Genomic DNA, 23182 nt, shown 5'->3' with positions numbered 1-23182 from the left:
GTTACTCTGATCCTCACCATCACTACATGATGCGATCGCGGGGACACTATGAGTGACCTAACGCTGCCGACGCATGTGCTGACCGAGATCGACAGTCCGGTCCGGGAGACTCGGCTGACCGGTGTGGACGAGTTGGGCCGGATCGCCGGTGGCAACGATCTCGCCATGGCCGCGGCCGCCCGGAACGCGCTCGAACGCCTCACCCAGGACGACAGCCGCAGCGTGTCGGTCGCCGCGACCACCGCGCTCGAACGCACCGCCATCCGGGTGCGGCCCGAGCGGGTCGACTTCGGCCAGATCGCGCCGGGCACCCCGCGAGTGGTCGCCGACGTGCTGGTGGACGGGCCGCCGCTGGCCCTGGCCAGCTCCACCGTCGCGGTCTCCGGCCCCGGCCTGCGGGCCATGCTCACCGGCCGCCAGCTGCGCATTCTCTGGCAGCCTCGGTCCGAGTGGCTGGACGGGTCGGTCACCGTCCGGGGCCCGGCCGGCTGGGCCGAGGTGCGGGTGACCGGCCAGCTCGGTGTGGCCGCTCCGGTGTCCCGGTCGGCCGTCGAGGCGCAGCTGCGCACGGTCAACACCACGGTCAATCACGCCGCCTTCGGCCCGTCCCGGGTGACCGTGCTGCCGGCGGCGCCGCCGCGGCGCCGGCTCGGCGGCATCGTGCTGATCGCCGCCGTGACCGCGCTGGTGGTGCTGGGTGGCGCCGGTGTCGCGTGGGCGCTGATCGGCCGGTCCGGCAACGAGCAGCCGGCCGCGGTCGCCGGGCCGCTGCCGACGTCTGCGCCGGTGGTGGAAACGACGGCTCCGGCACCGGCCGTGACTCTTTCCAAGGAGCCGCTGGCCGCTCGCCGAATCGCCAGCCTGGCCAAACCGACCGTGGTCGGCACGGTCAAGGTGGGCGCCGAGCCCGAGGGGGTCGCGGTCGCGCCGGACGGCCGCACGGTCTACGTCGCCAACCAGAACTCCAAGGTGCTGTCCATCGTCGACACGGCCACCAACAAGGTCACCCCGTTGACGCTGCGCAACACGCCCCGCTTCGTGGCCGTCTCCCGCGACAGCAAGCAGGTCTACGTCTCGATGTACGACACCGTGCTGCGCGGCAGCGGGGTCGCCGTGATCGACGCCGTCGGCCGCACGGTCGAGCGCTACCTGGACACCGGCAACATGCCGTACGCACTGTCGGTCGGCCCGGACGGCAACGTCTGGGTGCCGATCCACGGCGAGGGCCGGGTGCAGGTCTTCTCGGCCGGTGACCAGAAACCCGAGGCGGACATCACCGTGCCGAACAACCCGCACGCGGTCGGCTTCTCCGGCGACCTGATGCGGGCCTTCACGGCCAACCACGAGTCCAACCTGGTCGCGGTCATCGACATGCGCACCGACAAGCTGCTCGACACCGTGCCGGTCAGCAAGTCGCCGCACAGCATCGCGGTGTCGCCGGACGGCCGCCGCGCCATGGTGGTCAGCTATCAGACCAACACGGTCGACGTGATCGACACGGTGACGCTGAAGCGGACCGGGCCGCTCCCGGTGGGCAAGGGGGCGCAGTGCGTGGCGTTCGCGCCGGACGGCAAGCACGCCTACACGGTCGACGAGGCGGCCGGCACGATCACCGTCCTCGACGGGCAGACCGGCAAGGTGACCTCGACGGTCAAGGTCGGCCGCAGCCCGCGCACGATCGGCGTCGCGGCCGACGGCCGCTTCGCCTACGTCGCCAACGGCGAGGACAACACGATCTCGGTGCTTCGGGTGGGGGAGTGAGCCGGCGGGACGGCGCCGCCGACGAATTATTGGTCCGGCGGATCTTCGACGAGCACGGGGCCGCGCTGCTCGCGTACGCCTGCCGGCTGACCGGTGATCGCGCCCGGGGCGAGGCCGTGGTGCAGGACGTGCTGCTGCGCGCCTGGCGGCACCCCGAGGTCTTCGGCGGACCGGCCCGGGCCAGCCTGTTCGCCACCGTCCGCGACATCGTGGCGGTGGCCGGATGAGCGAGGAAGACCTCCGCGAGATGGAACTCGCGCTGGGTGAGATTCCCCCGGAGGCCTATCTGGACGGTCCGCCGCCGGGCGGCGAACTGCTGCTGCGCCGCACCCTTGACGAGGTACGCCGTGAGCGTTCACGCCGAGTGTGGCGCAACCGTGCCCTGCTCGGAGCGGCCGCCGCCCTGGCGGTGGTGGTGGCGCTCGGCGCGGGCGCCCTGATCGGCCGGAGCACCGTTCCCCCACCGGAGGCCGTCGCCACCGCGCCGGCCCGCACCGCGACCTCGGCCGACGCCGGAACCGGAGTGACCATGACCGCCGTGGTCCGCCCGGCCGCCGGTTGGGTCCGGATCCACGCCACGGTGGCCGGAGTGCCGGCCGGCGAGCAGTGCCGCCTGGTGGTGGTCTCCCGCGACGGTTCGCGCGCGCCGGCCGGCAGCTGGATGGCCCCCGATTCCGGACGCACCACGGTGGACGGTTCCGCCCTGATCGCGCCGGCCGAGGTGGTCGCCGTGCAGGCCGAGACCTATGCGGGCCAAATCCTTGTGACAGTCCCCGTTTGACCCCTCGCTATATCGATGGCCAGCGCATAGTATCTGACTGTGACGGCTCAATACACGCAGCGTCATCATGGCAGGTGGGGGCAATGACCAGCATGGGGTGGATCGCGTTGGCGCTCACCATCTTCGGTGCGTTCGCCTTCGCCGCCGCCTCGATCTTCCAGGCCATGGGGGCCCGCCGCAGCAGTGGCATGGCCAACACGCTCCGCCACCCGCTCTACCTGCTGGGCACGTTTCTCGACCTGGTGGCCTGGGGCTGCTCGATGGTCGCGCTCAGCGAGTTGGCCGTCTACCTGGTCGAGTCGGTGCTGGCCGGTTCGCTCGCGGTCACCGTGGTCGCCGCCCGGGTCATCCTCAAGTCACGCCTGCGCGGCATCGACGTGGTGGCGGTCGCCATCTCGGTGGCCGCCCTGACCGTGCTGGCCATGTCGGCCGGCCCGCAGGAGACAGTGGACACCTCGAGCGCGTTGCGCCTGGCCTTCTGCGGCGCCGCCCTGCTGGTCGCCCTGCTCGGCTGGGTGGCCACCAAGTTCGCCCCGCCCGGCGTGGTGGCCGGTTTCGCCGGCCTCTGCCTCGGCGGCGCCGCCCTGGTCGGCCGGGCGCTGACCTTCCCCGAGGGCGCCTTCGACAGCTTCGGCTCGGGCGTGCTCGCCGTCCTCACCTCGCCGCTGGTCGGCGCCCTGCTGGTCTTCGGCGTGGCCGGCATGGTGCTTTACGCCGACGCACTCCAGCGCGGCCAGGTCGGCCCGGTCACCGCGGTGCTGTGGATCGCCGAGGTGATCGCTCCTTCGGCCGTGGCCGTGACGTTCCTGGGCGACACCGTCCGCCCCGGCTGGGAAATGATCTCGCTGGGCGCCGGCCTGGTCGTGGTGGTGATGGCCGTGGTCCTGGCCACCGCCCCGGCGACCGCGGCCACGGTTATGGCCGCCGAGGGCAGGCCCGCCCTCGAGCCCGCCCCGACCCGGCACGCCCTGCCGGCCGCCCCGACCCCGGCGGTCGCCCCGGCCCCCGCGCCCGCCGCCGCCCGCCGCCAATCCGAACGCATCATCTGGTGGGGCGCCCCGCCGATCTGGGTGCCGCCCGAGCGCCTTCGCCCGGCCTTGGGCGGCACCCCAGCCCGCGCCCTGTCCTGGGCCCCACCCGAACGCCAGCCGCTCTGGTCCCAGCCCCAGCCCTCCGACGCCGACTCCACCGACGTCCCCCGGCCGACCGCCCCCAACTTCCCTCGCGTTCCCGAGCCCGACCGCCTGCGCCCCTGGCACGACCTCCCGCAGGCCTAGGGCCTGTCCTGCCGATCACGCGGGGCTGCGGCGTGGCCCAGCCGCCGCCTGGCCGCACGGCGCGAACACCCAGATACAACACCGGTATCCGGGCGCCCGCGCCGCGCACCCAGACGACACCTGGACCTCGCCTCGCTCCCACGCGATCGGCAGGACAGGCCCTAGTCGGCGAACGACTCTCGGCCGACCACCCGGAGTAGTTCCAGGTTTTCGCTGGTGGACGTGCCGGGGACGGCGGTGAGCAGCACCAGCCGCTGGTCGTCGGCGGGGGTCGCCAGGATCTCGGAGTCGAATTCGAGGGGGCCGACCGCCGGGTGCTGAAGCCGCAGCCGGCTGGTTCGTCGCACCGCCACCTCGTGGCGGTCCCACACCTCGGCGAACTCCGGGCAGCTCGCCCGCAGGCGGGCGACCAGGGCCGTGGCGGCCGGGTCGCTGCCTCGGCGGGTCACCGCGGCGCGTAGGTCGGCGACATGGCGGCGGCTCCACTCGTCGTGCTCGTCGGCCGGGAACGCCGCCCGCAACCGCGGGTCGTGGAACCAGCGCCACACGATGTTGTGGTCCAGCTCGTGGTCGTGCGGGCCGACCGGGCAGATGTCACCGAAGAGGGTCTCGGCCAGGGAATTCTGGGCGAGCATGTCGCCCAGGTCGCTGAGCACCTGCGCGGGGACGCTGGTGAGCTTGTCGAGCAGATGAAGCAGGCCGGGACTGACGTGCCGGCCGGCGAGCGCGCCGGCCGGCGGCCGGTGCCCGGCCAGCAGATAGAGGTGGTCGCGTTCGTCCTGATCCAGCCGCAGTGCGTGGGCCAAGGCCTGGAGGATCTGGGTCGACGGTTGCGGGCTGCGCGCCTGCTCGAGCCGCATCAGGTAATCGGCGGACATGCCGGCCAGCATCGCGACCTCCTCCCGGCGCAGGCCGGCCGTGCGCCGGCGGGGCCCGGCCGGGAGGCCGACCTCCTGCGGCCGAAGCCGGTGCCGGCTCCGGCGGATGAAGTCGGCGAGGTCGCGTCGATCCATGCCTCGATGGTGCTCGGCCGCCGTGGCCACTGCCAAGGATTGGCGATCCTAGGCAAGCTGGGGCGCTCCACAACGCCGGTCGCTTGCCACAGCCTGGATCGAGTAACGGAACCCGAGAGAGGTGGCGACCATGGAGGCGATCGTCTTCGACAGCTTCGGCGGACCGGACGTGCTGCGGCGCGCGCAGTCCGACCCGCCGCATCCCGGCCCCGGGCAGGTGCGGCTGCGGGTCCGGGCGGCGGGGGTCAACCAACTCGACTTCAAGATTCGGGCGGGCTGGATGCAGCAGGTGTTCCCGACCGTGTTCCCCGCGATTCCCGGCCTTGAGGCCGCCGGTGTGGTCGACGAGATCGGTCCGGGCGTCACCGGCGTTGCCGTGGGCGACGAGGTGTTCGGCCCCACCGACACCGGTGCCTACGCGGAGTACGCATTGGCCACTGTCGTGGCCCGGAAGCCAGCCGGGCTGAGCTGGGCCGACGCGGCGGCGCTGCCGTGCGCCGGCGAGACCGCCGAGCGGGTGCTCGGCCTGCTCGCCGTCGGCAAGGGCGAGACCCTGCTCGTGCACGGCGCGGCCGGTGCCGTCGGCGGCCTCGCGGTTCAGCTTGCGCAGGCCCGTGGCGCCACGGTCATCGGCACCGCGTCCCCCGCCAACCATGCCTACCTGCGGGAGCTCGGGGTCGTGCCGGTCAGCTACGGCGATGGCCTGGTCGCCCGGGTCGAGGCACTCGCGCCGCAGGGCGTGGACGCGGTCTTCGACGCGGCCGGCCAGGGTGCGCTGGCGGATTCCATCGCGCTGCGCGGCGGCACGACGGATCGGATCGTCACGATCGCCGACCCCGCCGCCGCCGAGTTCGGGGTGTCCTTCTCGGCCACCGGGTCGCCCAGCGCCGAGGCGCTGGCCGAGCTGGCCCGCCGGGCGGTGGCGGGGGAGTTGCGGGTCACGGTGGCGGAGACGTTTCCGCTGGCCGAGGCGGGCCGGGCACAGGAGCGGAGCGCGACCGGCCACACCCGCGGCAAGTTGGTGCTGACGCTGTAGACGGCGGCGGGCCGCCGGCACGGGACAGGCGTGCCGGCGGTTTCCCCCCTCGGGCTCGACGCTGGTCAGGCGGTCGAGCAGGTTACGGTGGGCCAGGTCCAGTTGTTGTTGTGCTGGATGGTTACGCCCCAGTTGTTGCCGCTGCCGTTCGGCTTGGCCACCAAGACCTGGGCGCTGGGGTAGCTGGCGGTGATGTTCCAGGTGGACAGGACCTTCTCCGGAGAGGGGAGGGTCATCGTCACGGTCCAGGTGTTGGAGCCGGAGACCGCGACGTTGAGGTTGTAGCGGTCGCTCCAGGAAGAACCGGCCGACAGCGTCGCGGTGCAGGTGCCGGTGCCGCCGGTGGGCGGCGTCGTGGTGGGGGCGGTTGTCGGGGTGGTGCCGCCGCCGTCGGGGGCCACTGCTCGGCCGGTCGATGTGGAGATCTGGCCGGCGCACAGGTTCTTGCTGGCCAGGGTCTGCGCTATGCGGGGGATCGCGGCCAGGGTGTTGGCCGGCCAGTCGTGCATCAGGATGATCTGGCCGTTGGTCAGGCGGCCGTTGGCGGCGACGATCGCGTCCACGCTCGCGTTGTTCCAGTCCTGGGAGTCGACGTCCCAGATGATTTCGCGCAGGCCGTACTTGGCCTCGACGGTTTTCAGGGTCGCGTTCGTCTCGCCGTAGGGCGGGCGGAACAGCTTCGGCGTGCCGCCGCCGGCATTGGCGATGGCCGTCTGGGTACGGGAGATCTCCGAGTCGATCTGGGCCTGGCTCTGCTGGATCAGGTGGGGGTGGGTGTAGCTGTGGTTGCCCACCCACATGCCTGCGCTGACCTGGGCCGATACCTGCGACGGGTACTGCGCGGCGTACTGGCCCTCGTTGAACATGGTCGCCCGCAGGCCGTTCTGCCGCAGGGAGTTGAGCAGAGCCGAGGTCTGCCCGGACGGGCCGTCGTCGAAGGTGAGCCCGACGTACCCGTTGCAGGTGGCGGCCTGGGCCGGGAGGGTGACGCCGACGATGGCGCCGGCGGTCAGGGCGGCTACGGCCAGGCCGGTGAGCAGTTTCTTCCGCATCGCGATCACGCTCCCGCACAGGACACGGTGGGCCAGGTCCACGTGCCGTTGGTCTGGATGGTCACGCCGAAGTTGTTGCCGCTGCCGTTCGGCTTGGCGACAAGCGTCTGCGCGCTGGGATAGGTGGCGGTGGTGTTCCAGGTGGAGAGCACCTTCTCCGGCGACGGGATGTTCATGGTGACCGTCCAGTTGGTGGAGCCGGTGACCGCGACGTTGAGGTTGTAGCGGTCGCTCCACTGCTGACCGGCGGAGAGCGTCGCGGTGCAGGCGGTGCCGCCGCCGGTGGGCGGGGTGGTGGAGCCGCCGCCACCGGAGGTGGAACTGTCCACCGTGATGTTGGAGTTTCCGCTGCTCTGGTAGCCCTCGGTGGCCAGGATCTGGTAGTCGTGGGTGCCCAGGTTCATGCCTTTGCTGGCCCACGCGTCGAAGTGGTTGCCGGCCGTGATGGTGCCGCCGGTCTTCTTCGACTGCCGCACGCTCCAGTACTGATAGAAGGTCGCGGTGCCGTCGATCGACGGCTGGTTGACCCGCTGGGTGCGGTAGATGTCGTAGGTGCCGCCGTCGCTGCTGACCGTGCCCATGAAGGTGCCGGTCGGCCGGTAGGTGCCCCAGTTGTCGACGATGTAGTACTCGATCAGCGGGCTCCGGGTCCAGCCGTACAGGGTCAGGTAGGCGTTGCCGGACGGGTTGAAGCTGCCGGAGTAGGTGACCGCCCGGCGGGTGCCCGGCTTCCAGCCCTTGCCGGCCACGAAGTTGCCGGTGTTGCTCCAGGTCGTGGAGTAGTTGCCGGCCGAGCCCAGGTTCATCGAGACGGTGCCCTGGCTGTCGGTCCAGAACGAGTAGAAGTAGCCGTTGTTGGTGCCGGTCTGGTTGGTGGTGACGGCAGCGCTCGCGATGCCGGGAAGCAACACCGTGGACACGGCCAGAGCGAGAACACTGAGGACGCCAAGGAGCATTTTTCGGGGATGCATGCGCGCTTTCCTCCCGGGGACGGGCAGCGTGGGACGGCCCGGCGGTGGACCGGGCTCGTCGTGCGCGGGTGGACGGGGGAGCGGGCCTCGGGGCTGACCCTTATCGAGCTGAGTCGATGGCGACAGTATTGGATGGGCTGCGTCACAGTGTCAACAAGTTTCGGAAAGATGTCGGTAGATACGTGGTCCAAAAACGACACTGAGCACCGGAAACCAGCTTCCGGTGCTCAGGTCGTACGGCCAAAGGGTTGGTCTTTGGGTTGGACTTTCCGAAAGTTACGGGGTCCAGGCGCCCTGGACGGCCCAGCTCACGTCGTCCGACCACAGGGTGGCCGAGTCGTAGGCGTTGGTGCCGCCGTTGCTGGCGATGTAGACCGCGTTGTTGTAGTGCCGGACGAACCGGGTCGAATAGTTGCTGGAGGCGAGCGAGAAGCCCTGCCCGTTCTTGCCGGCCGACGGGCAGAACGTCGCGTCCGCGGCGAAGATCGACGTGCTGTCGTTGGCGTTGAGAACCAGCTGGTAGTTGTAGTGCCGCAGGTAGCTGCCGGCCGTGTTGCGCGACTCGAACGAGTAGCACGAGCTGTTGGCCAGCCCGGCCCGCACGTAGAAGGACGCGTTGGCCTTGTCGGTCGCGGAGCTCGACGCGGTGATCGCGGTGGTGTTCACGGACGTGCCGGAGTGCGTGATGTACCGGGTCACGCAGCAGCCGGTGGTGGCCCGCAGTGAGATCGCCCGGCCCGCCACGAACGGCGACGCGGTCGTCGTGGTGGCGTAAGCGGCCGCGGTGATGTTGGCCTGCACCGAGTTCTCGGTGGCGTCGGTCGGATAACCGGAGGTCATCACGCCCTCGTAGAACGTGCCCTGCGCGCTGACGCTGTTGTCCCCGCCGATGCCGAGGATGATCGCGCCTTCCTTCTTCATCGGGTTGTAGCCGGACTTGTTCGGCCGGGTGCCGTTGTAGAAGGTCGAGAGGCTGCCGGACTGGGCGTTGCCGCCGCGGATCGACCAGTGGTTGGGCTCGCCCTTCAGCACCGCGGTCAGGAAGCGGTGGGTGATCGTCGGGTCGCCCGCGTTGTAGCCGGGGTCGTAACCGGAGAACAGCCCGTTTTCCAGGTCGGCCATGATCCACGGGCCGCTGCCGGCGCCGTAACCCCAGCCCTTGGAGTTGCCGAAGTAGAGGGCCTCCATGGTGCCGTTGCCGTTGTCCAGGCTGTTCGTCTCGGCGTTGCCGTAGTCGAAGCAGCAGCCGCCGTTGTACCGGGTGCCGTCGAAGATCGCGTACATCCCCTCGGCCGCGTCGCCGGTGGCGATCCCGTTCGTGCTGTTGTTGCGGTAACCGGTGCCCGGGGCGACAAGCACGCCGTACGCCCGGTGGCCGCCGACCGTGACCGGGGCCGCGTTGGCGTCGGCGAGGTTGTCGTAACCGTTGGTGGACGGCCCGCTGAACCCGCCGGGCGGGGCCTGGGTGAGGTGGTTGCCCCGGCCGGACTGGTCATAGATGACCGTGATGACGCAGGACGTGCCGGCGCAGAAGGTGTCCTGGGTGGCGGAGTTGGCGGCACCGCCGGCGGCCAGGACGCCGACGTTGGTGGTGGCGTTGTCGGAGGCGCGGCGCACCTGGTAGAGCGAGCCGCTGAAGGCGCCGTAGAGGGCGCGGGTGGTGCTGTGCGCGGCGACGCAGGGGGTGCCGCCGGTGGCGTAGATGTCGCACGGGCCGGTGGTCGCGGCCTGGGCGGGGGAGGGGGCGGTGACCAGCGCGGCAGCGACCGCGAGGGACAACAGGATCCGACGCATGCGGGGAACCTCTTCCATGGAGGCCTGTCTATGTGAACGTTAACATAGGCGTCACATGCGTGAAACACAATGCCTTCTAGCCGGTACGGGCGATGACCGTGGCGCCGAAGTCCTGGCCGGTGCCGAAGCCGGTCGGGCGGGTCGCCGGGGCCAGGGTCTTGGTGAAATAGCCGGTGATGCAGGCCGCGGTGATGCAGAGGACGTCGTTCAGGCCGGCCGCCAGGTTGCCGCTGAGGATGCTGTTGATGCCGCTGAACAGCCCGCCCAGCAGGGTGTAGTAGCCGGTCGGAACGAACGGGGCGAACCCTACGATGTGGTACTGCGGGGCGATGGAGATGATCGGCGACAACGACGGGACGAGGGTGTCGTAGATCGGCACCATGATCGGCCGGCCGATGGCGACGTAGCTCTGCAACTTCGGGATGCAGACGGCGCTGGTGATAGCGAGCAGCGAGGCCCGGGGCAGGTCGTCGACCTTGAGGGTCAGCTCGCAGTTGGCATCCGGCGGGGTGAGGTTGGCGTTCATCAGCCAGCCGTAGCCGCGGGGCACGGTGTTGTTCGCCGGGGTCATGCAGAACGGCAGGACCGAGCCGAGGAGGACGGTCGAGCCCGACTTGACGATGGCGCTGTCGATGCCCGGCGTCGGATTCGGCAGGCCGATCGTGGTGTAGAGGCCGAGGCTGCTGAGCAGCGAGCCGATCGGGCCGTAGAAGACCGTGCCGTTGCCGGTCATCCGCTTCCAGTCGCAGAGCGAGATGCCGAGGGCGAACACCTTGGTGGTGACCGGCGGTCCCCAGTTGACCCGGGCGCACGTGCCGACCTGCTTGCCCTGGTAGTTCAGGCCGACCAGGGTGCCGGCGAAGGTGGGTGGGAGCAGGGTCGAGCCGCTGGCGGTCACCGTGGTCGTGCGCACCTCGACGTATTTGCCGACCGACTGCCCGGCCGGCGGGGTGAACATCGGCGGGCAGGTGATCGCGGTGTTCCAGGTCGGGCAGCCGGTGTTGTTCAGGCATATCTGGGCGTCGGCCATCTGGTCGCCGCCGGCGTTCAGCTTGGCGTAGGTGATCGCGTTCCCGGTCTGCGCGGCGTTCGTGCAGGTGTTGCCCTTGATGCAGCTCAGCGCGACCTTCATCGAGGCGGCGTCGGCGCCGGACTGGAGTTGCTCGCGCTCGACGTACAGCTGGCCGATGTCGATGACGACGGCCCCCATGCCCATGATCACGCCGCTCGCGAGCAGGGCCGCGAGCATGGTGGCGATCGCGCCTTGATCGGAGTCCCGGCGCCTTCGGCCCCACAGGCCGATTCCCCTGATCGAGAACATCAAGCCCACCCTACGTTGCCATTTAGGGGCTTTTCGGCGGTTTCACCACCTCGCCCGATAGGTCACGTCGGCCAGCTCGTTCTGACCCTTAGCGTTCGGGTGGAAGTAGTCGACCGAGCTGACCAGGTCGAGTCCGAACCGGACGCTGTGCACCCGGCCGTTGTCCCAGCGGCAGCGGTCGCCGTAGTCGCGGCAGGCGTCCCGCAGCTGGTCGTCGTAGTCGTCGATCCGGTCGCGGACCCGCGTGCGGCGGTCTTCGTCGGCGTCGGCGGTGGAGGTCGGGTTGGCGAACATCGACGGGCAGATCGCGGTGCGGTTCCACACCCGGACCGCCTGCTGGTTCTGTTTGCCGAGATCCCACAGCCGATAGAGGTCGGGGACGCTGGTCACCAGCACGCGGGACTTCGGCAGCCCCTTCTTGAGGCGGTTCAGTGCGCGGTCGACCTCGGTGCGGAAGGTCGCGACCGGGGTCATGCCGTCGATCGTCTTCGCGCACGCGTCGTTCGCCCCGATCAGCACCGTCACGTACGCCGCCTTGGCCTTGACCGCCTTGGCGGCCTGGTCGTCCAGCGCGTCGGCCTCGGCTCCCGGCTCGGCGAAGTTGTCGGCGTCGCCCTTGATCGCCGAGTTCTTGGCCAGGATGCGGCGGTAGTGGCTGTCCACGGCGTCGGCGGTGCCGGTCGACCAGGAGTTGCGGCGGCACACCGCGTAGGCGCCGCAGCTGCCCACGCCGGCGGTGATCGAGTCACCCAGGGCGGCCATCGAGGAGGGATAGCTGGTGTCCGGCGTGCCGCCGCCGCTGCCGCCACCTTCTTCGCAGGCAAGGGCCATGAGGCCGAGTAGGACAAACACCACCAGATGCCATCGGCGGATCATCAAGCCCCCAGAGTGACGGAAAGTTACCTTTCCGTCACTCTCTCAGGTCACCAGTCCGCGCCGGTAGGCATACACCACCGCTTGCACCCGGTCGCGCAGGTCGAGCTTGGTGAGGATCCGGGAGACGTACGTCTTCACCGTCTCCTGGCTGATCACCAGGGTCGCGGCGATCTCGCTGTTGGACAGGCCGTTCGCGATCAGGCGCAGCACCTCCAGCTCGCGCGGGGTCAGCGCGCCGCCGGGCGGAGCGCTGTCGGCCGGCCGGATCCGGGCCGCGTACCGGCCGACGAGCTGGCGGGTCACCTCCGGGGCGAGCAGTGCGGCCCCCGAGGCGACGGTGCGGATGCCGTGCAGCAACTGGGCCGGCGGGGCGTCCTTGAGCAGGAATCCGCTGGCCCCGGCGCGCAGCGCCTCGTACACGTACTCGTCGAGGTTGAAGGTGGTCACGACCAGCACCTTCACCGGGTCGGCCACGCCCGCGCCGGCCAGCTGCCGGGTGGCCTCGATGCCGTCGAGCACCGGCATCCGGACGTCCATCACCACCACGTCCGGGCGAAGCCGGCCGGCCAGGTCGATCGCGGCCCGCCCGTCGCCGCATTCGCCCACCACCTCGAGGTCGGGCTGGGCGTCGATGATCGTCGCGAACCCCATCCGGATGAGCGCCTGGTCGTCGCAGACCAGCACCCGGATCGTCATGCCGGAATCCGGGCGGTGACCACGAAGCCTGTTTTTATATGCCGGGCACTGAACTCGCCACCCAGCATGTCCACCCGCTCGCGCAACCCGGCCAGTCCACGGCCGCTGCCGCCGACAGAACGGCCTGATGTTCCGTCAGTGCTGATCTCCACCACGATCTCCCGTTCCTCGTGCCGCACGTGGACCGCGGTGGGGCGGCCGTGCGCATATTTGAGGGCGTTCGTCAGAGCTTCCTGCACCACCCGGTAGGCGGTCGCCTCGGCGCTGCCGGCCGACTCGGCCGGGTTGCCCTCCTCGACGAACTCCACCGGCTGGCCGGCCTGCCGAGTCTGCTCGATCAGGTCGCGCAACTCGCCGCGCGGTTCGGTGGTGTGGTCGGGGTTGAGCAGGTCGAGCAGATGCCGCAGGTCGGAGATCGCCCGCCGGCCGGTGTCGGCGACCGCGGTGAGGGTCTGGTCGAGGCGGTCCGGCGCGGCGGTCAGGTAGCGGGCCGCCTCGGCCTGCACCACCATCGCCGTCACGTGGTGGGTCACCACGTCGTGCAGTTCGCGGGCGATCCGGGTGCGTTCGGCGTTGCGGGTGCGCTCGGCCTCGGCGACCCGGTACTGCCGCACCCACACCCCGACGCCCCAGGCCACGGCGAGCAGGAGATAGAAGGTGATGAAACCGGCCGGCCCTTCGGTCGACCCCCGACGATCAAGAGCAAGGGCCAGTGGCACGTACGCCGCGGAAAGCAGCACCGGGATCAGGCGCCGGTGGTGTTCCAGGTATACGCCGGTGCTCATCAGCGCGAGCGGCAGGGCGGTGCCCGCCACCGTGTGGTAGCCGCGCAGTTGATCCACCGCGAAGGCCGCTGCCACCACGATCAGCGAAGTGGCCGGCCAGCGACGACGTCCCGCCAGCGGGAGGCATTCCAGCACGATGACCGCGACGGCCAGCAGGTCGAACGGCCGGGTCGGCAGGTCGCCGAGCTGGGTGCCCTGGTTGCGCAGGCTGGGCACCGCGCTCGCGACGGCCAGGGCCAGCGCGAGCGGGAGATCTCGAACCGTGACGTCGAGGCGCTTGAGTTGCGCGATCACTGGGCGAGGGTAGCGGTCTTGGTGCGGCGGGGGATCAGGTGGCCGCGGCGGCGGGCCAGTCGCATGAACAGCACGGTCAGGATCACGCCGGCCAGCAGCGTGTAGAGGCTGGCCTCCGGTCCGAACTCGCCGCCGCTGAGCGCGGTCGGCCCGGAAAGTACGCCGTGCAGCAGGCCGTTCGGCGCGTCGGTGCCGGAGACGTCGGTGCCGAACAGGCCGCCCTCGGCGAAGTTCCAGCCGAAGTGCAGGCCGATCGGCAGCCACAGGTTGCGGGTGGCGGCGTACGCGGCCCCGAGCATCGCGCCGGCCTCGACCGCGATGGCGACCGCACCCCACAGCGTCGCGTGCGGATTGAACAGGTGCATCAGGCCGAACAGGGTGGACGTCAGGCCCAGCGACCACCAGGTGCCGAGCCGCTCTTCGACGATCCGGAACAGGACGCCCCGGAAGATCAGTTCCTCGGTGACGGCCGCCGCGGCCATGAACCCGAACAGCGCCACCGCGCCGGGGAAGGACCCCCAGTCGTCGACCCGGTAGTAGCCGAGAAGGGCGATGTTCGCGATGACCGCGACGAACATGCCGAGACCGATGAGCACGCCGCGGCCCAGGGCGCCGTTGTTCACCGCGACCTCGGCCGGGGCGCGGTGCTCGGTCCGGCGGACCACCCAGGCGTACGCGAGCAGGGCCAGCGCCGCCGTGGCGAGACCGAGGATCAGGGTGAGCGGGGTGTTCCAGTCGGCCAGCTGCACCAGTTGGCTGCCGGCCAGGGCGACCACCGCGACGACCACGAGCTGCTTCAACAGTCGCATGACGACTCCTTGGGAGATCTCCGCGGCCGGGGTGCCGCGAACACGTCGAACGTTATGGATTCGACGGCCGGGAATCGTCACCGTGCGGTGGACACCTTGGGGTAGCTCGCACGGGGGACAGGATGCCCGGGTCCGCGCGACCCGGGCATCCTTCTTGCAGCTCAGCTGCAGGCTGCGCCGTTGAGGGTGAAACCGGTCGGAGCCGCGTTGTTGCCGGAGTGGGTGGCCTGGAAGCCGATCGTCGTCGAGCCGCCGGGTGGGATGGCGCCGTTGTAGCTCGCGTTGGTGGCGGTCACCTGCCCGCTGGTCGGCGAGTAGGTGGCGTTCCAGCCGGAGGTGATGTTCTGGCCGGACGCCAGCGCGAACTTCAGCGACCAGCCGTTGATCGCGGTCGTACCGGTATTGGCGATCGTGATGTTGTCGGTCAGCCCGGTGTTCCAGGCGCTGACCGAGTTGGTCACCTTGCAGGCGGCGGACCCACCCGGGGTCGTCGGCGAGGTGGTCGGTTGAGTCGTCGGCTGGGTGGTCGGCTGGGTGGTCGGGGTGGTTCCCTCGCTGACCGTGATGTTGGAGCTGCCGCTGCTCTGGTAACCCTCGGTGGCCAGCACCTGGTAGTCGTGCGCGCCCAGGGTCAGCCCGAGGCCGGCCCACGCGTTGAAGTGGTTGGCCGTGGTGATGGTGCCGCCGGTGCGGTGCGACTGCCGGACGCTCCAGTACTGGTAGAACGTCGCGGTGCCGATGATCGACGGCTGGTTGACCCGCTGGGTGCGGTAGATGTCGTAGACACTGCCGTCGGTGGTGACCGAGCCCAGCCGGGTGGTGCCGGAACTGGGGTTGTAACTCCCGAAGTTCTCGACGATGTAGTACTCGATGAGCGGGTTGGTGGTCCAGCCGTAGAGCGCCAGGTAACCGTTGCCGTTCGGGCTGAACGTGCCGGAGTAGTTCACCGTGTGGCTGGAGCCGGGCTTCCAGCCCTTGCCGACGACGGTGTTGTTGATCCCGCTCCACTGGACGCTGTACGAGCCGCCGGCGCCAAGCGTCATGTTGACGTTGCCGCTGTCCTTCCAATACGTGAAGAAGTAGCCGTTGTGCGTACCGGTGGTGTTCGAGGTGATCGTCCGGTCGGCCTCGGCGTGGGCGACGCCGCCCAGGGCAACCGAGGTCACCGCCAGCAGGATCGCGGCGGCACCGCTGATGAGGAGCTTCAGACGTGTACGGGGGACGGGGGAGTCGTTCACGCGCGTGCTTCCTTCCTCGGGTGGCAGCTGCGGGTGGACGGCCGGCGGTGGAACCAGCGGTCGAGCTGCCGAAGGCGATGAAGTTCATCGATGGAGGAAGTATTGGACGGGCCTATTGGGGTGTCAACAACTTCCGGAAGATCAGCGCAAGAACCGACAGATCAGAGAGGTTTTCGTAAATGGCAGCGTAAGAAATGTCGATCAACTCTCGATCTGAATCCGAAAGTTTCGGGAGGCGATGAGGGTTTGGCCGGGGGTTCGGCGTGGGTGCTGCCGCCCGAGGCTACGATCGGGACATGCAGAACCTTTTCGGATGTGGTGACGTGTGTCTTCTTCGCGTCGGCGGGGATGTGGAATGACCGGCGGCGCCCAGGTGATGTTCGTCGTCGAATACCCGTGTGACCGGTTCTGTCGCATCGAGGTCGACCTGAGCGGTGAGCGTGGCCAGGTCACCCTGCAGCAGATGCGGGACAAGGCGGACGGGTTGCACCAGCGCGAACACGAACCGGAGAACGGTGAGGCCGAGGCAGAGGCCGGCGCGCCGGTCGTCGAGCCGGAGACGTCGGGCCGCCCCGCGGCCACCATCTTCCTCGCCGCCCCCGGGCAGGGTGCCTCCTCCGCCCCCGGGCACGGTGCCTCCCCCCGGCGCGGTCACGAACGCCGCCGTTAGGCCGGACCGGCAGGTTCTCGCATCGCCTTCCCGGGCAATGCGAGAACCCGCGAGATCACCTCAGTGCCACGCGTTGTCGAACGCGTTGACGACGACCGCGCACCCGCTCGGGTAATCGCCGCGGCTGTTGACCAGTAGTGCCACGTCGACCTCGATGCTGAACGACATGACGCATCCGCGCATGCCGCGGCCACCGGACTGCGCCCACACCGCGCCGTGCCCGTGGTACGTGCCGTACTTGCCGTTGTAGGCCTTGAGGCCGAGCTGTCCGTCGACCATCAGCGATCGCGCGGACGCCGATACCAGCGTGGTGGTGTAGCGGACGTGCGAGATGAACGACGCGATGCCGCTGGCCGACAGGTTGTACCCGTAACCGCCGCAGCTTCCGACGTAGTCGGCCGGACCCCAGCCGGCCTGGCCGTTGGTCGGGTAGGCGTACAGCTTGGTCGGGTTGGGGTCGGCATTGCTGCAGCTCACCGGGGTGTTGGACAGCGCCAGGACCGGCTTGAGGTAACCGAGGAAGGCGATCCCGGTCAGGTAGTCGATCTGCGCCGGGGTGACGTTGGCCGGCGGGGCGTCGTACAGCTTGCTCAGGTCGATGCCGTAGGCGATCTTCGGCACCATGATCCGGAAAATGCTGAAGTTCATGTTCGCGTACTTGTAGCTCTTCGAACCCAGATTCTGGCCGACCGCGATCCGGATGTTGTCCCACGAGCCGGTGGACGTGCCCGCCGTGGTGCCGGTGGCGGTCTGGTAGTTCTGCAGCAGCCCGCTGCGGTGGGTCATCAGGTCACGGAAGGTGATGCTGTCCACCCCGGTGCCGCGCTTCCAGGCCTCCGGCAACCACGGCCCGATCGGGCTGTCCACCGAGATGTTCTTCTGCTCCAGCAGGCGCAGCGTGGCCGCGGCGGTCACCGGCTTGCTGATGCTCGCCACGGTCATCACCTTGGTGGCCGACTGCGGGGTGACCGGATTGTCCGGCGCGACCCGGGCGAAACCGACGCCGGCCTGCCGGTCGAGCTTGCCGCTCTTGCCGATCGCGTACGCGTATCCGGCGGTCTTGCCGTCCAGCGTGGCCCGTAGGTTGCGCTCGAACAGATTCATGTCGAACGTCTTGCCGGACGTGCCCAGGCCGCCGGGTCCGCCGCCGGGTCCGCCGGTGGGCGGCGGGTTGTCCTCGGCGGTGATGTCGAAGGGCGCGGGTTCGGCCGGCGGAGTGGCCCGTTCCAGCCCGGCCAGTGTTCCGTCGGCGGCCAGGGTGCGCAGCGGAACCTGCCGGCCAACCTGGTCGAGCAGGCGTTGCAACTCGGGAGAGAGCTTGCCGCCGGCGTTCGGGGCGGCCGTTGCCGGTGCGGCGAGGCCGCCGACACCGAGGATCAACGTGGTCACGACGGCTGTCGCCCGGACGAGACTGCGCATGTGGTTTCCTTCTGGAAATCTGGACAAATTAGGGCCTTTTGCCCATTGTGCAGGCCTCGGCCGGGCCGTGCGAGAATTTGCCCCATGGCAGATCAGCGCGTCACCGGTGATATCGATGCGCGGGTCTCCGTTGCGCAGGACCGCACCACCGCCCGGGCGGAGCTGCACGCGCTGGCCTCCGACCCGTCGGCCCGGGTTCGCGCGGCGGTGGCGGCAAACCCCGATGCTCCGGCGGAGGCACTGCGACCCCTCGCGCGAGACCGCGACCGTACGGTCCGGGAAACGGTGGCCAAGAACCCCGCGACCTCGCAGGGAAACCTGCTGCGCCTGCTCGGCGACTCGGACCGGTGGGTGCGCTGGGCGGTCGCGAGCAATCCGTCGGTCGACGCCCGCATCCGATTCGTGATGCACAAGGCGCAGGACAAGGAACTCCGCGGCCTGCTCGCGGAGATGCCGGAACTCGAGCCCGAACTGGCCGCGGTCCTGGTCGGCGACCCCTCACCCGAGGTGCGGGAACGGCTCGCCAGTCACACCCGCGACCCGCAGGTCATCGCGGTTCTGCTGCGCGACCGCACGGTTCGGGTGCGTAAGGGTCTCGCCATCAACGGCCGGACCACCGCCGAGCAGCGCAGCACCCTGGCCCGGGATTCCTCGCCCGAGGTTCGGGCCACGCTGGTGCGGGCGCTGCTGCTGGACGAGGCCGACCTGCGAGCCATGCTGGACGACCGGTCGGTGGACGTCCGGCGCGCGATGGCTACCTCGGCGGTCACTCCGCCACACATCCGGCAGGCGCTGGAGAACGACGCCGACGAGATGGTGGCGGAGGATGCCCGCAAGCACGTGGAGTCGCAGCCCGCGGCCCCACGTGCCGCTCACCGTCGTGCGCTCGGGAAGCGTTTCCCGGGCAAGTCCGCCGGCTAGGAGCCCGTGGACTGGCGCGGCACCTGGGTCACCGGCGCCAGCTGAACGGTCCAGGTGCGGGCCGCGCCGACGACCGCGATGGCCCGGCACAGCAGGTCGCAGCCGATCTGCGGGCTGCCCTCGGCGAAGCCGCGGTTGATGAAGGTGATCGCTTTCGCGTGGTCGCCGGCTTCGAGCGCGGCGTCGAGACCGTTGGCCAGAACCGCGGCGAGCGCGGCGTGGAAGCTGTCCGCCCCTTTTTCACGAAGGGTCTTGACGGGCTCACGCAAGGTCGTCGTGGCTGACAGGTAGGTCATTCGTACTCCTGGGGTGTCGGACGGACGCCAAGTAACAAAATGTCGTCGCGCCGGTGGCCGAGCTTCCACGAGGAGCCGGCTAAGAGAGGTGAACGCTTCCGATCCTACCGGGTAGGTGAGGGTTGCAACCCGGGCCGAAGGTCTATGGTCGCCTTTGTCGCGTTACCGCAACGCGCCGGACTTGTTTGCTGCAACGCGCCGGAAGGGCACCTCATGCACCCGCGACTGGCCGAACTGGCCTGGGCGCCGACCCGGATCGGCGAGATCAGCCTGCGCCGGCGCCTCGAGCCCACCACCAAGATTGAGGTGTACGAGGTAAAGCTCGGTGACGAGTACCTCATGTCCAGCCTGTTCACGGTCGCCGAGGAGGAACTGTCCCGGCTCGGCCTGGCCGCCCTGCCGGACGACGCTCCGCTGGACGTCGTGGTGGGCGGTCTCGGCCTCGGCTACACCGCCCGCGCCGCCCTGGCCGACGACCGGGTTCGAGCCCTGGTCGTGGTCGAGGCGCTGGCGCCGGTGATCGACTGGCATCGCCGGGAACTGCTCCCGCACGCCCGCGATCTCACCACCGACCCGCGCACCACGCTGCTGGAGGGCGACTTCTTCGCGCTGCTGCGGGACGGTACGGGTTTCGATCCGGCCGACCCGGAACGCCGCTTCGACGCGATCCTGGTCGACATCGACCACTCGCCGGTGAACGTCCTGGACTCCACGCACGCCGACCTCTACACCGCCACCGGCCTGGGTCGGCTCGCCCGCCGGCTGAAGCCGGGCGGAGTGTTCGGGCTGTGGTCGGACGACGCACCCGACGAGGGCTTCCTGGCCGTCCTGCGGGAGTGTTTCGCTGCGGCGACCGCGCATGTGGTGACGTTCGCCAACCCGCTGACCGGGGGCACCTCGGCCAACACCGTCTACGTAGCTACAAACTTTTAAGAACGCTAAGTGTTGGGATCATAGCGGAAAGTGGCCAAACCTTAAATAGTCTTTTATCTATTTCTTGAGTCCGTCGGGACAGATCAACTTGAACGTACGGTTGACCCCGTACTGTCCGTTTTGGTCCAAAGTGATCCCGTGCATTCCACCTATCCGGTAGGTTCTTTCAACCGTTCGGCCCCCTCGGCCTCCGCGGCCGCCTGGTTCGGGGTGCTCGGGTTCCTGGCGATCGCCGGCTTCCTGCTGCTGCCCTACATCGGGCTCGGCGGAGACGGGCAGAACTTCTACTACACGGGAATCAGTGCCGCCACCACCTGGGCGGTCATCGCCGGTGCGCAGCGGGTGCGCCGGCCGCGCCGGCTGCCGTGGCTGCTGCTCGCCGCCGGACAGTTCTTCTACACCATGGGCGACATCGCCTACTGGGTCTCTCACGCGATCTACAACAGCGACGCCTTCCCGGCGCCGGCCGACCTGTTCTACCTGCTGCAATACCCACTCGTCGGGGCGGCGCTGGTCCTGCTGGTGCGCCGGCGGACCCCGTCCTGGGACACCGCCACCCTGCTCGACGCGGCGATCCTGGCGCTCGGTCTCGGCATGCTCTGGTGGGTCTACCTGATCGGCCCGCTCGCCACCGACGTCGACGGGTCCGAATCCCTGGCCAGCACGCTGGTCTCCATCGCCTATCCGGTGATGGACCTGATCGTGCTGGCCACCGCCATCCGGCTGGCCGTCGGGGCCGGTTCCCGCTCGACGGCGTTCCGCCTGCTGATGGCCAGCCTGCTGGCCATGCTGGCCGCCGACCTGCTGTACGGCCTGCAGACCGCCAACGACACCTATCGTGACGGCGGACTGCCGGACATCCTGTGGCTCACCGAGTACGTCCTGCTCGGCGCGGCCGCGCTGCACCCGAGCATGCGGACGATGGACCAGCGGGCCAAGGTCGCGCTGCCCAACGTGACGGCCGGCCGGGTGCTCATGCTGTCGCTCGCCGCCCTGCTCCCGCTCGTGGTGCTCTACGCGCGGTACGTCAGCGCACAGCACGCGGGCGCGCCGATCGTGCTGCTCTGCGGGGTCAGCCTGTTCGCCCTGGTGATCACCAGGATGTGGATGGTGCTCGGGATCCAGCAACGGCTCGCGATCGTCGACGACCTGACCGGTCTCAAGGCCCGCGGCGTACTGCTGTCGCATCTCGACCTGGAGGTCGAACGCGGGCAGCAACAGCGGCACAACGTGGGTTTCATCCTGCTCGATGTCGACCAGTTCAAGCTGATCGAGCAGATCCACGGGCAGCCCGGCGGGCACGAGGTGCTTGTCGACCTGGCCCACCGGCTGGTGCGGCTGTGCGGGAACGCCGCGGTCCTGGGGCGGGTGGGCGACAACATGTTCGCCGCCGTCCTGCCCGGCTACAACAACGCCCACCTGATGCAGGCCGCGGCCCGCGTCCGGGAGGTGGTCGAGATGGAGAAGTTCGCCATCGGCGACCAGGAGGACGTCCGGGTCACGGTGTCGATCGGCGTCGCCGGCCTGCACCACGACGGCGCCACCTCCACCGAACTGCTCGAACACGCCGAACTGGCTCTGCGCCGGGCCAAGTCGGCCGGCCGTAACCGGGTCTACAGCACGGCGGGACCGGTCGAACTGCGGCCGTAGTGCCCGCCTGTATGTGAGCACGTGCACACACCGCCGCACCGACCTCCCGGTGCGGCGGAGATCCCCCCTGCCCTTTTTTCGGCATTTAACACGAGGATTAGCGATGTCTCGCACCCCCATGCTTCGTTCCCTGCACCGCATGTCCCGGCGAAACCTCCTGCGGACGTCCGCCGCCGTGGGCCTGAGCGCGGCCGGCCTGTCGGTCGCCGCGCCGGCCCGGGCCGCCACCGACGCCACCGGCACCGACATCGTCGTGATCGGTGCCGGGCTGGCCGGCCTGACCGCCGCTTACCAACTTCGCAAGGCCGGGTACCGGGCCACCATCGTGGAGGCGGCGGACCGGGTGGGTGGCCGCTGCTACACCGACCGGACCAGCTTCGGCGGCCAGATCGTCGAGCACGGCGGGGAACTCATCGACACCGGGCACGAGGCGATCCTCGGGCTCATCGACGAGCTCGGCCTGCGGACTACGAACCTGATCGAGTCGGAGCCGGCCGGGACCGAGCCGCTGTACCACTTCGACGGCGCACCCTGGTCGTACGCCGACGCGCAGTGCGACCTCCAGATCGTCGCGGCCCGCGCGGCCGTCGACGCGGAGGCCGCCGGCTTCCCCACCACGTACTACAGCTCCACTCGCGCGGGCCGGGTGCTCGACGCGATGTCGATCGACGACTGGATCAACTCCCGGGTGCCGGGCGGCCTCAAGTCCAAGGCCGGCCAGCTGCTGTCCACCGCTTACACCATCGAGTACGGGGCGGACAGCAGCGAACAGTCCGCGCTCAACCTGGTCTACCTGTTCGGGTACCAGGAGTCCGAGGACGTCAGCCTGTTCGGGCCGTCCGACGAGACGTTCCACGTGACCGGTGGCAACGACCTCATCGTCAGCAAGCTGGCGGCGAAGCTGTCCGGGCAGATCACCACGGGTACGGCGCTGCGCGCCCTGGCCCGTACCAGCAGCGGCCGTTGGTCCCTCACCGTCGGAAGCTCCACCAAGATCACCGCGGATCGGGTCGTGCTCGCGCTGCCGTTCAGCCTGCTACGCGAGGTCGACCTCACCAAGGCCGGCTTCCCGGCCCGCAAGCTCGCCGCCATCAACACCTCCCGGATGGGCACCAACAGCAAGCTCCACCTGCAGTTCACCAAGCGGGTCTGGAACCAGCAGGGCCTCACCGGCGAGGTCTTCACCGACCTCGGTTTCCAGAACACCTGGGAGGTCACCCGGGGCCAGTCCGGCACCGCCGGGGTTCTGGTCAACTTCACCGGCGGCGCGGTCGGTGCCAACGCCGCCGGGTTGACCGCCAAGTCCTTCCTGGCCCAGGCCGAGCCGACCATCCCGGGCCTGACCGCGGCCTGGAACGGGCGGTCGACCCTGCAGTACTGGACCGCGTACCCGTGGACCAAGGGCTCGTACTCCTACTACGCCCCGGGCCAGTACACCACCATCACCGGGGTCGAGGAGCAGGCCGTGAACGGCTGCCACTTCGCCGGCGAGCACACGTCCCTGGAGTACCAGGGCTACCTGAACGGCGCGGTCGAGACCGGCCAGCGGGCCGCCCAGGAGATCATCGACGACCTGGGCTGACCCGCCG

General features: G+C 69.7%; 22 protein-coding genes. 10 read left to right on the top strand and 12 right to left on the bottom strand.

The window, feature by feature from the left end; all coding sequences use genetic code 11:
• Window positions 1-48 precede the first annotated feature (48 nt).
• The 4 genes from Ate02nite_RS08645 (at window position 49) to Ate02nite_RS08630 (ending at window position 3819) form a co-directional block, all read left to right on the top strand.
• Window positions 49-1761 (top strand): YncE family protein, encoded by a 1713-nt coding sequence (locus Ate02nite_RS08645; protein ID WP_203801879.1) that lies wholly within the window; start codon window positions 49-51, stop codon window positions 1759-1761.
• Complete coding sequence (locus tag Ate02nite_RS08640) at window positions 1758-1988, top strand: sigma factor (RefSeq protein ID WP_438871170.1); 231 nt, start codon at window positions 1758-1760, stop codon at window positions 1986-1988. The genes Ate02nite_RS08645 and Ate02nite_RS08640 overlap by 4 nt, the downstream gene beginning before the upstream one ends.
• Complete coding sequence (locus tag Ate02nite_RS08635; RefSeq protein ID WP_203801877.1) at window positions 1985-2542, top strand: anti-sigma factor; 558 nt, start codon at window positions 1985-1987, stop codon at window positions 2540-2542. The genes Ate02nite_RS08640 and Ate02nite_RS08635 overlap by 4 nt, the downstream gene beginning before the upstream one ends.
• 83 nt (window positions 2543-2625) lie before the next feature.
• Complete coding sequence (locus Ate02nite_RS08630) at window positions 2626-3819, top strand: DMT family protein (protein ID WP_203801874.1); 1194 nt, start codon at window positions 2626-2628, stop codon at window positions 3817-3819.
• 161 nt (window positions 3820-3980) lie between these two features.
• On the opposite strand, the gene Ate02nite_RS08625 is transcribed toward Ate02nite_RS08630, so the two are convergent.
• Window positions 3981-4832, bottom strand: coding sequence for a helix-turn-helix transcriptional regulator (locus Ate02nite_RS08625; RefSeq protein WP_203801871.1), 852 nt, complete (start codon window positions 4830-4832; stop codon window positions 3981-3983).
• A 130-nt stretch (window positions 4833-4962) separates the two neighbouring features.
• Between Ate02nite_RS08625 and Ate02nite_RS08620 the strand changes: the two genes are divergently transcribed.
• Window positions 4963-5868: an NADP-dependent oxidoreductase gene (locus Ate02nite_RS08620; protein WP_203801868.1), complete on the top strand. Its 906-nt coding sequence runs from the start codon at window positions 4963-4965 to the stop codon at window positions 5866-5868.
• 65 nt (window positions 5869-5933) lie between these two features.
• Here Ate02nite_RS08620 and Ate02nite_RS08615 read toward each other — a convergent pair whose 3' ends face one another.
• The 9 genes from Ate02nite_RS08615 to Ate02nite_RS08575 form a co-directional block, all read right to left on the bottom strand.
• Window positions 5934-6920, bottom strand: coding sequence for a polysaccharide deacetylase family protein (locus tag Ate02nite_RS08615; RefSeq protein WP_203801865.1), 987 nt, complete (start codon window positions 6918-6920; stop codon window positions 5934-5936).
• A 5-nt stretch (window positions 6921-6925) separates the two neighbouring features.
• Window positions 6926-7891 carry an endo-1,4-beta-xylanase XynA gene (gene xynA / locus Ate02nite_RS08610; RefSeq protein WP_239147236.1) on the bottom strand — a complete coding sequence of 322 codons (966 nt, stop codon included), beginning with the start codon at window positions 7889-7891 and terminating at the stop codon, window positions 6926-6928.
• 276 nt (window positions 7892-8167) lie between these two features.
• Window positions 8168-9685, bottom strand: a complete 1518-nt coding sequence (locus tag Ate02nite_RS08605) for an alpha-L-arabinofuranosidase B (protein WP_239147235.1) — start codon at window positions 9683-9685, stop codon at window positions 8168-8170.
• A gap of 76 nt (window positions 9686-9761) precedes the next feature.
• Window positions 9762-11006: a pilus assembly protein TadG-related protein gene (locus Ate02nite_RS08600; protein WP_203801847.1), complete on the bottom strand. Its 1245-nt coding sequence runs from the start codon at window positions 11004-11006 to the stop codon at window positions 9762-9764.
• Window positions 11007-11048: 42 nt separating this feature from the next.
• Window positions 11049-11882 (bottom strand): SGNH/GDSL hydrolase family protein, encoded by an 834-nt coding sequence (locus tag Ate02nite_RS08595; RefSeq protein WP_203802173.1) that lies wholly within the window; start codon window positions 11880-11882, stop codon window positions 11049-11051.
• Between the two features lie 42 nt (window positions 11883-11924).
• The gene (locus Ate02nite_RS08590) at window positions 11925-12578 is read right to left on the bottom strand and encodes a response regulator (RefSeq protein WP_203801844.1); all 654 of its coding nucleotides are present in this window, start codon (window positions 12576-12578) and stop codon (window positions 11925-11927) included.
• Window positions 12575-13657: a sensor histidine kinase gene (locus tag Ate02nite_RS08585; protein WP_438871169.1), complete on the bottom strand. Its 1083-nt coding sequence runs from the start codon at window positions 13655-13657 to the stop codon at window positions 12575-12577. Before Ate02nite_RS08585 ends, Ate02nite_RS08590 begins: the two co-directional genes overlap by 4 nt.
• Window positions 13654-14466 (bottom strand): CPBP family intramembrane glutamic endopeptidase, encoded by an 813-nt coding sequence (locus tag Ate02nite_RS08580; protein WP_203801842.1) that lies wholly within the window; start codon window positions 14464-14466, stop codon window positions 13654-13656. The genes Ate02nite_RS08585 and Ate02nite_RS08580 overlap by 4 nt, the downstream gene beginning before the upstream one ends.
• Before the next feature lie 161 nt (window positions 14467-14627).
• The gene (locus Ate02nite_RS08575; protein ID WP_239147234.1) at window positions 14628-15704 is read right to left on the bottom strand and encodes a glycoside hydrolase family 11 protein; all 1077 of its coding nucleotides are present in this window, start codon (window positions 15702-15704) and stop codon (window positions 14628-14630) included.
• Window positions 15705-16059: 355 nt separating this feature from the next.
• On the opposite strand from Ate02nite_RS08575, the gene Ate02nite_RS08570 reads away from it, so the two are divergent.
• Window positions 16060-16374 carry a hypothetical protein gene (locus tag Ate02nite_RS08570; RefSeq protein ID WP_203801839.1) on the top strand — a complete coding sequence of 105 codons (315 nt, stop codon included), beginning with the start codon at window positions 16060-16062 and terminating at the stop codon, window positions 16372-16374.
• 60 nt (window positions 16375-16434) lie between these two features.
• On the opposite strand, the gene Ate02nite_RS08565 is transcribed toward Ate02nite_RS08570, so the two are convergent.
• Window positions 16435-17793, bottom strand: coding sequence for a serine hydrolase domain-containing protein (locus tag Ate02nite_RS08565; protein WP_203801836.1), 1359 nt, complete (start codon window positions 17791-17793; stop codon window positions 16435-16437).
• Window positions 17794-17877: 84 nt separating this feature from the next.
• Between Ate02nite_RS08565 and Ate02nite_RS08560 the strand changes: the two genes are divergently transcribed.
• Window positions 17878-18714, top strand: a complete 837-nt coding sequence (locus Ate02nite_RS08560) for a hypothetical protein (RefSeq protein ID WP_203801833.1) — start codon at window positions 17878-17880, stop codon at window positions 18712-18714.
• Here Ate02nite_RS08560 and Ate02nite_RS08555 read toward each other — a convergent pair.
• Window positions 18711-19010: a hypothetical protein gene (locus tag Ate02nite_RS08555; protein WP_203801830.1), complete on the bottom strand. Its 300-nt coding sequence runs from the start codon at window positions 19008-19010 to the stop codon at window positions 18711-18713. The genes Ate02nite_RS08560 and Ate02nite_RS08555 overlap by 4 nt on opposite strands.
• 213 nt (window positions 19011-19223) lie before the next feature.
• Between Ate02nite_RS08555 and Ate02nite_RS08550 the strand changes: the two genes are divergently transcribed.
• The 3 genes from Ate02nite_RS08550 (at window position 19224) to Ate02nite_RS08540 (ending at window position 23175) form a co-directional block, all read left to right on the top strand.
• A complete protein-coding gene (locus Ate02nite_RS08550; RefSeq protein ID WP_203801827.1) occupies window positions 19224-19943 on the top strand; it encodes a spermidine synthase in 720 nt (239 codons plus the stop codon).
• Between the two features lie 138 nt (window positions 19944-20081).
• Window positions 20082-21593, top strand: a complete 1512-nt coding sequence (locus tag Ate02nite_RS08545; RefSeq protein WP_203801824.1) for a GGDEF domain-containing protein — start codon at window positions 20082-20084, stop codon at window positions 21591-21593.
• Window positions 21594-21696: 103 nt separating this feature from the next.
• Window positions 21697-23175 carry a flavin monoamine oxidase family protein gene (locus Ate02nite_RS08540; RefSeq protein WP_203801821.1) on the top strand — a complete coding sequence of 493 codons (1479 nt, stop codon included), beginning with the start codon at window positions 21697-21699 and terminating at the stop codon, window positions 23173-23175.
• The last annotated feature ends 7 nt before the right edge of the window (window positions 23176-23182 follow it).

The organism is Paractinoplanes tereljensis (genome assembly GCF_016862435.1).
Classification (GTDB): domain Bacteria; phylum Actinomycetota; class Actinomycetes; order Mycobacteriales; family Micromonosporaceae; genus Actinoplanes; species Actinoplanes tereljensis.
This window is presented reverse-complemented; position numbering and strand designations above follow the sequence as displayed.

Excerpts from the sequence above, each read along its gene's own strand:
- Ate02nite_RS08635 (WP_203801877.1), top strand. The coding sequence starts at position 1,985 with ATGAGCGAGGAAGACCTCCGCGAGATGGAACTCGCGCTGGGTGAGATT.
- Ate02nite_RS08630 (WP_203801874.1), top strand. The coding sequence starts at position 2,626 with ATGACCAGCATGGGGTGGATCGCGTTGGCGCTCACCATCTTCGGTGCG.
- Ate02nite_RS08590 (WP_203801844.1), bottom strand. The coding sequence starts at position 12,578 with ATGACGATCCGGGTGCTGGTCTGCGACGACCAGGCGCTCATCCGGATG.
- Ate02nite_RS08620 (WP_203801868.1), top strand. The coding sequence starts at position 4,963 with ATGGAGGCGATCGTCTTCGACAGCTTCGGCGGACCGGACGTGCTGCGG.
- Ate02nite_RS08600 (WP_203801847.1), bottom strand. The coding sequence starts at position 11,006 with ATGTTCTCGATCAGGGGAATCGGCCTGTGGGGCCGAAGGCGCCGGGAC.
- Ate02nite_RS08550 (WP_203801827.1), top strand. The coding sequence starts at position 19,224 with ATGCACCCGCGACTGGCCGAACTGGCCTGGGCGCCGACCCGGATCGGC.
- Ate02nite_RS08605 (WP_239147235.1), bottom strand. The coding sequence starts at position 9,685 with ATGCGTCGGATCCTGTTGTCCCTCGCGGTCGCTGCCGCGCTGGTCACC.
- Ate02nite_RS08570 (WP_203801839.1), top strand. The coding sequence starts at position 16,060 with ATGACCGGCGGCGCCCAGGTGATGTTCGTCGTCGAATACCCGTGTGAC.
- Ate02nite_RS08615 (WP_203801865.1), bottom strand. The coding sequence starts at position 6,920 with ATGCGGAAGAAACTGCTCACCGGCCTGGCCGTAGCCGCCCTGACCGCC.
- Ate02nite_RS08540 (WP_203801821.1), top strand. The coding sequence starts at position 21,697 with ATGTCTCGCACCCCCATGCTTCGTTCCCTGCACCGCATGTCCCGGCGA.
- xynA (WP_239147236.1), bottom strand. The coding sequence starts at position 7,891 with ATGCATCCCCGAAAAATGCTCCTTGGCGTCCTCAGTGTTCTCGCTCTG.
- Ate02nite_RS08645 (WP_203801879.1), top strand. The coding sequence starts at position 49 with ATGAGTGACCTAACGCTGCCGACGCATGTGCTGACCGAGATCGACAGT.
- Ate02nite_RS08565 (WP_203801836.1), bottom strand. The coding sequence starts at position 17,793 with ATGCGCAGTCTCGTCCGGGCGACAGCCGTCGTGACCACGTTGATCCTC.
- Ate02nite_RS08625 (WP_203801871.1), bottom strand. The coding sequence starts at position 4,832 with ATGGATCGACGCGACCTCGCCGACTTCATCCGCCGGAGCCGGCACCGG.
- Ate02nite_RS08560 (WP_203801833.1), top strand. The coding sequence starts at position 17,878 with ATGGCAGATCAGCGCGTCACCGGTGATATCGATGCGCGGGTCTCCGTT.
- Ate02nite_RS08595 (WP_203802173.1), bottom strand. The coding sequence starts at position 11,882 with ATGATCCGCCGATGGCATCTGGTGGTGTTTGTCCTACTCGGCCTCATG.
- Ate02nite_RS08580 (WP_203801842.1), bottom strand. The coding sequence starts at position 14,466 with ATGCGACTGTTGAAGCAGCTCGTGGTCGTCGCGGTGGTCGCCCTGGCC.
- Ate02nite_RS08555 (WP_203801830.1), bottom strand. The coding sequence starts at position 19,010 with ATGACCTACCTGTCAGCCACGACGACCTTGCGTGAGCCCGTCAAGACC.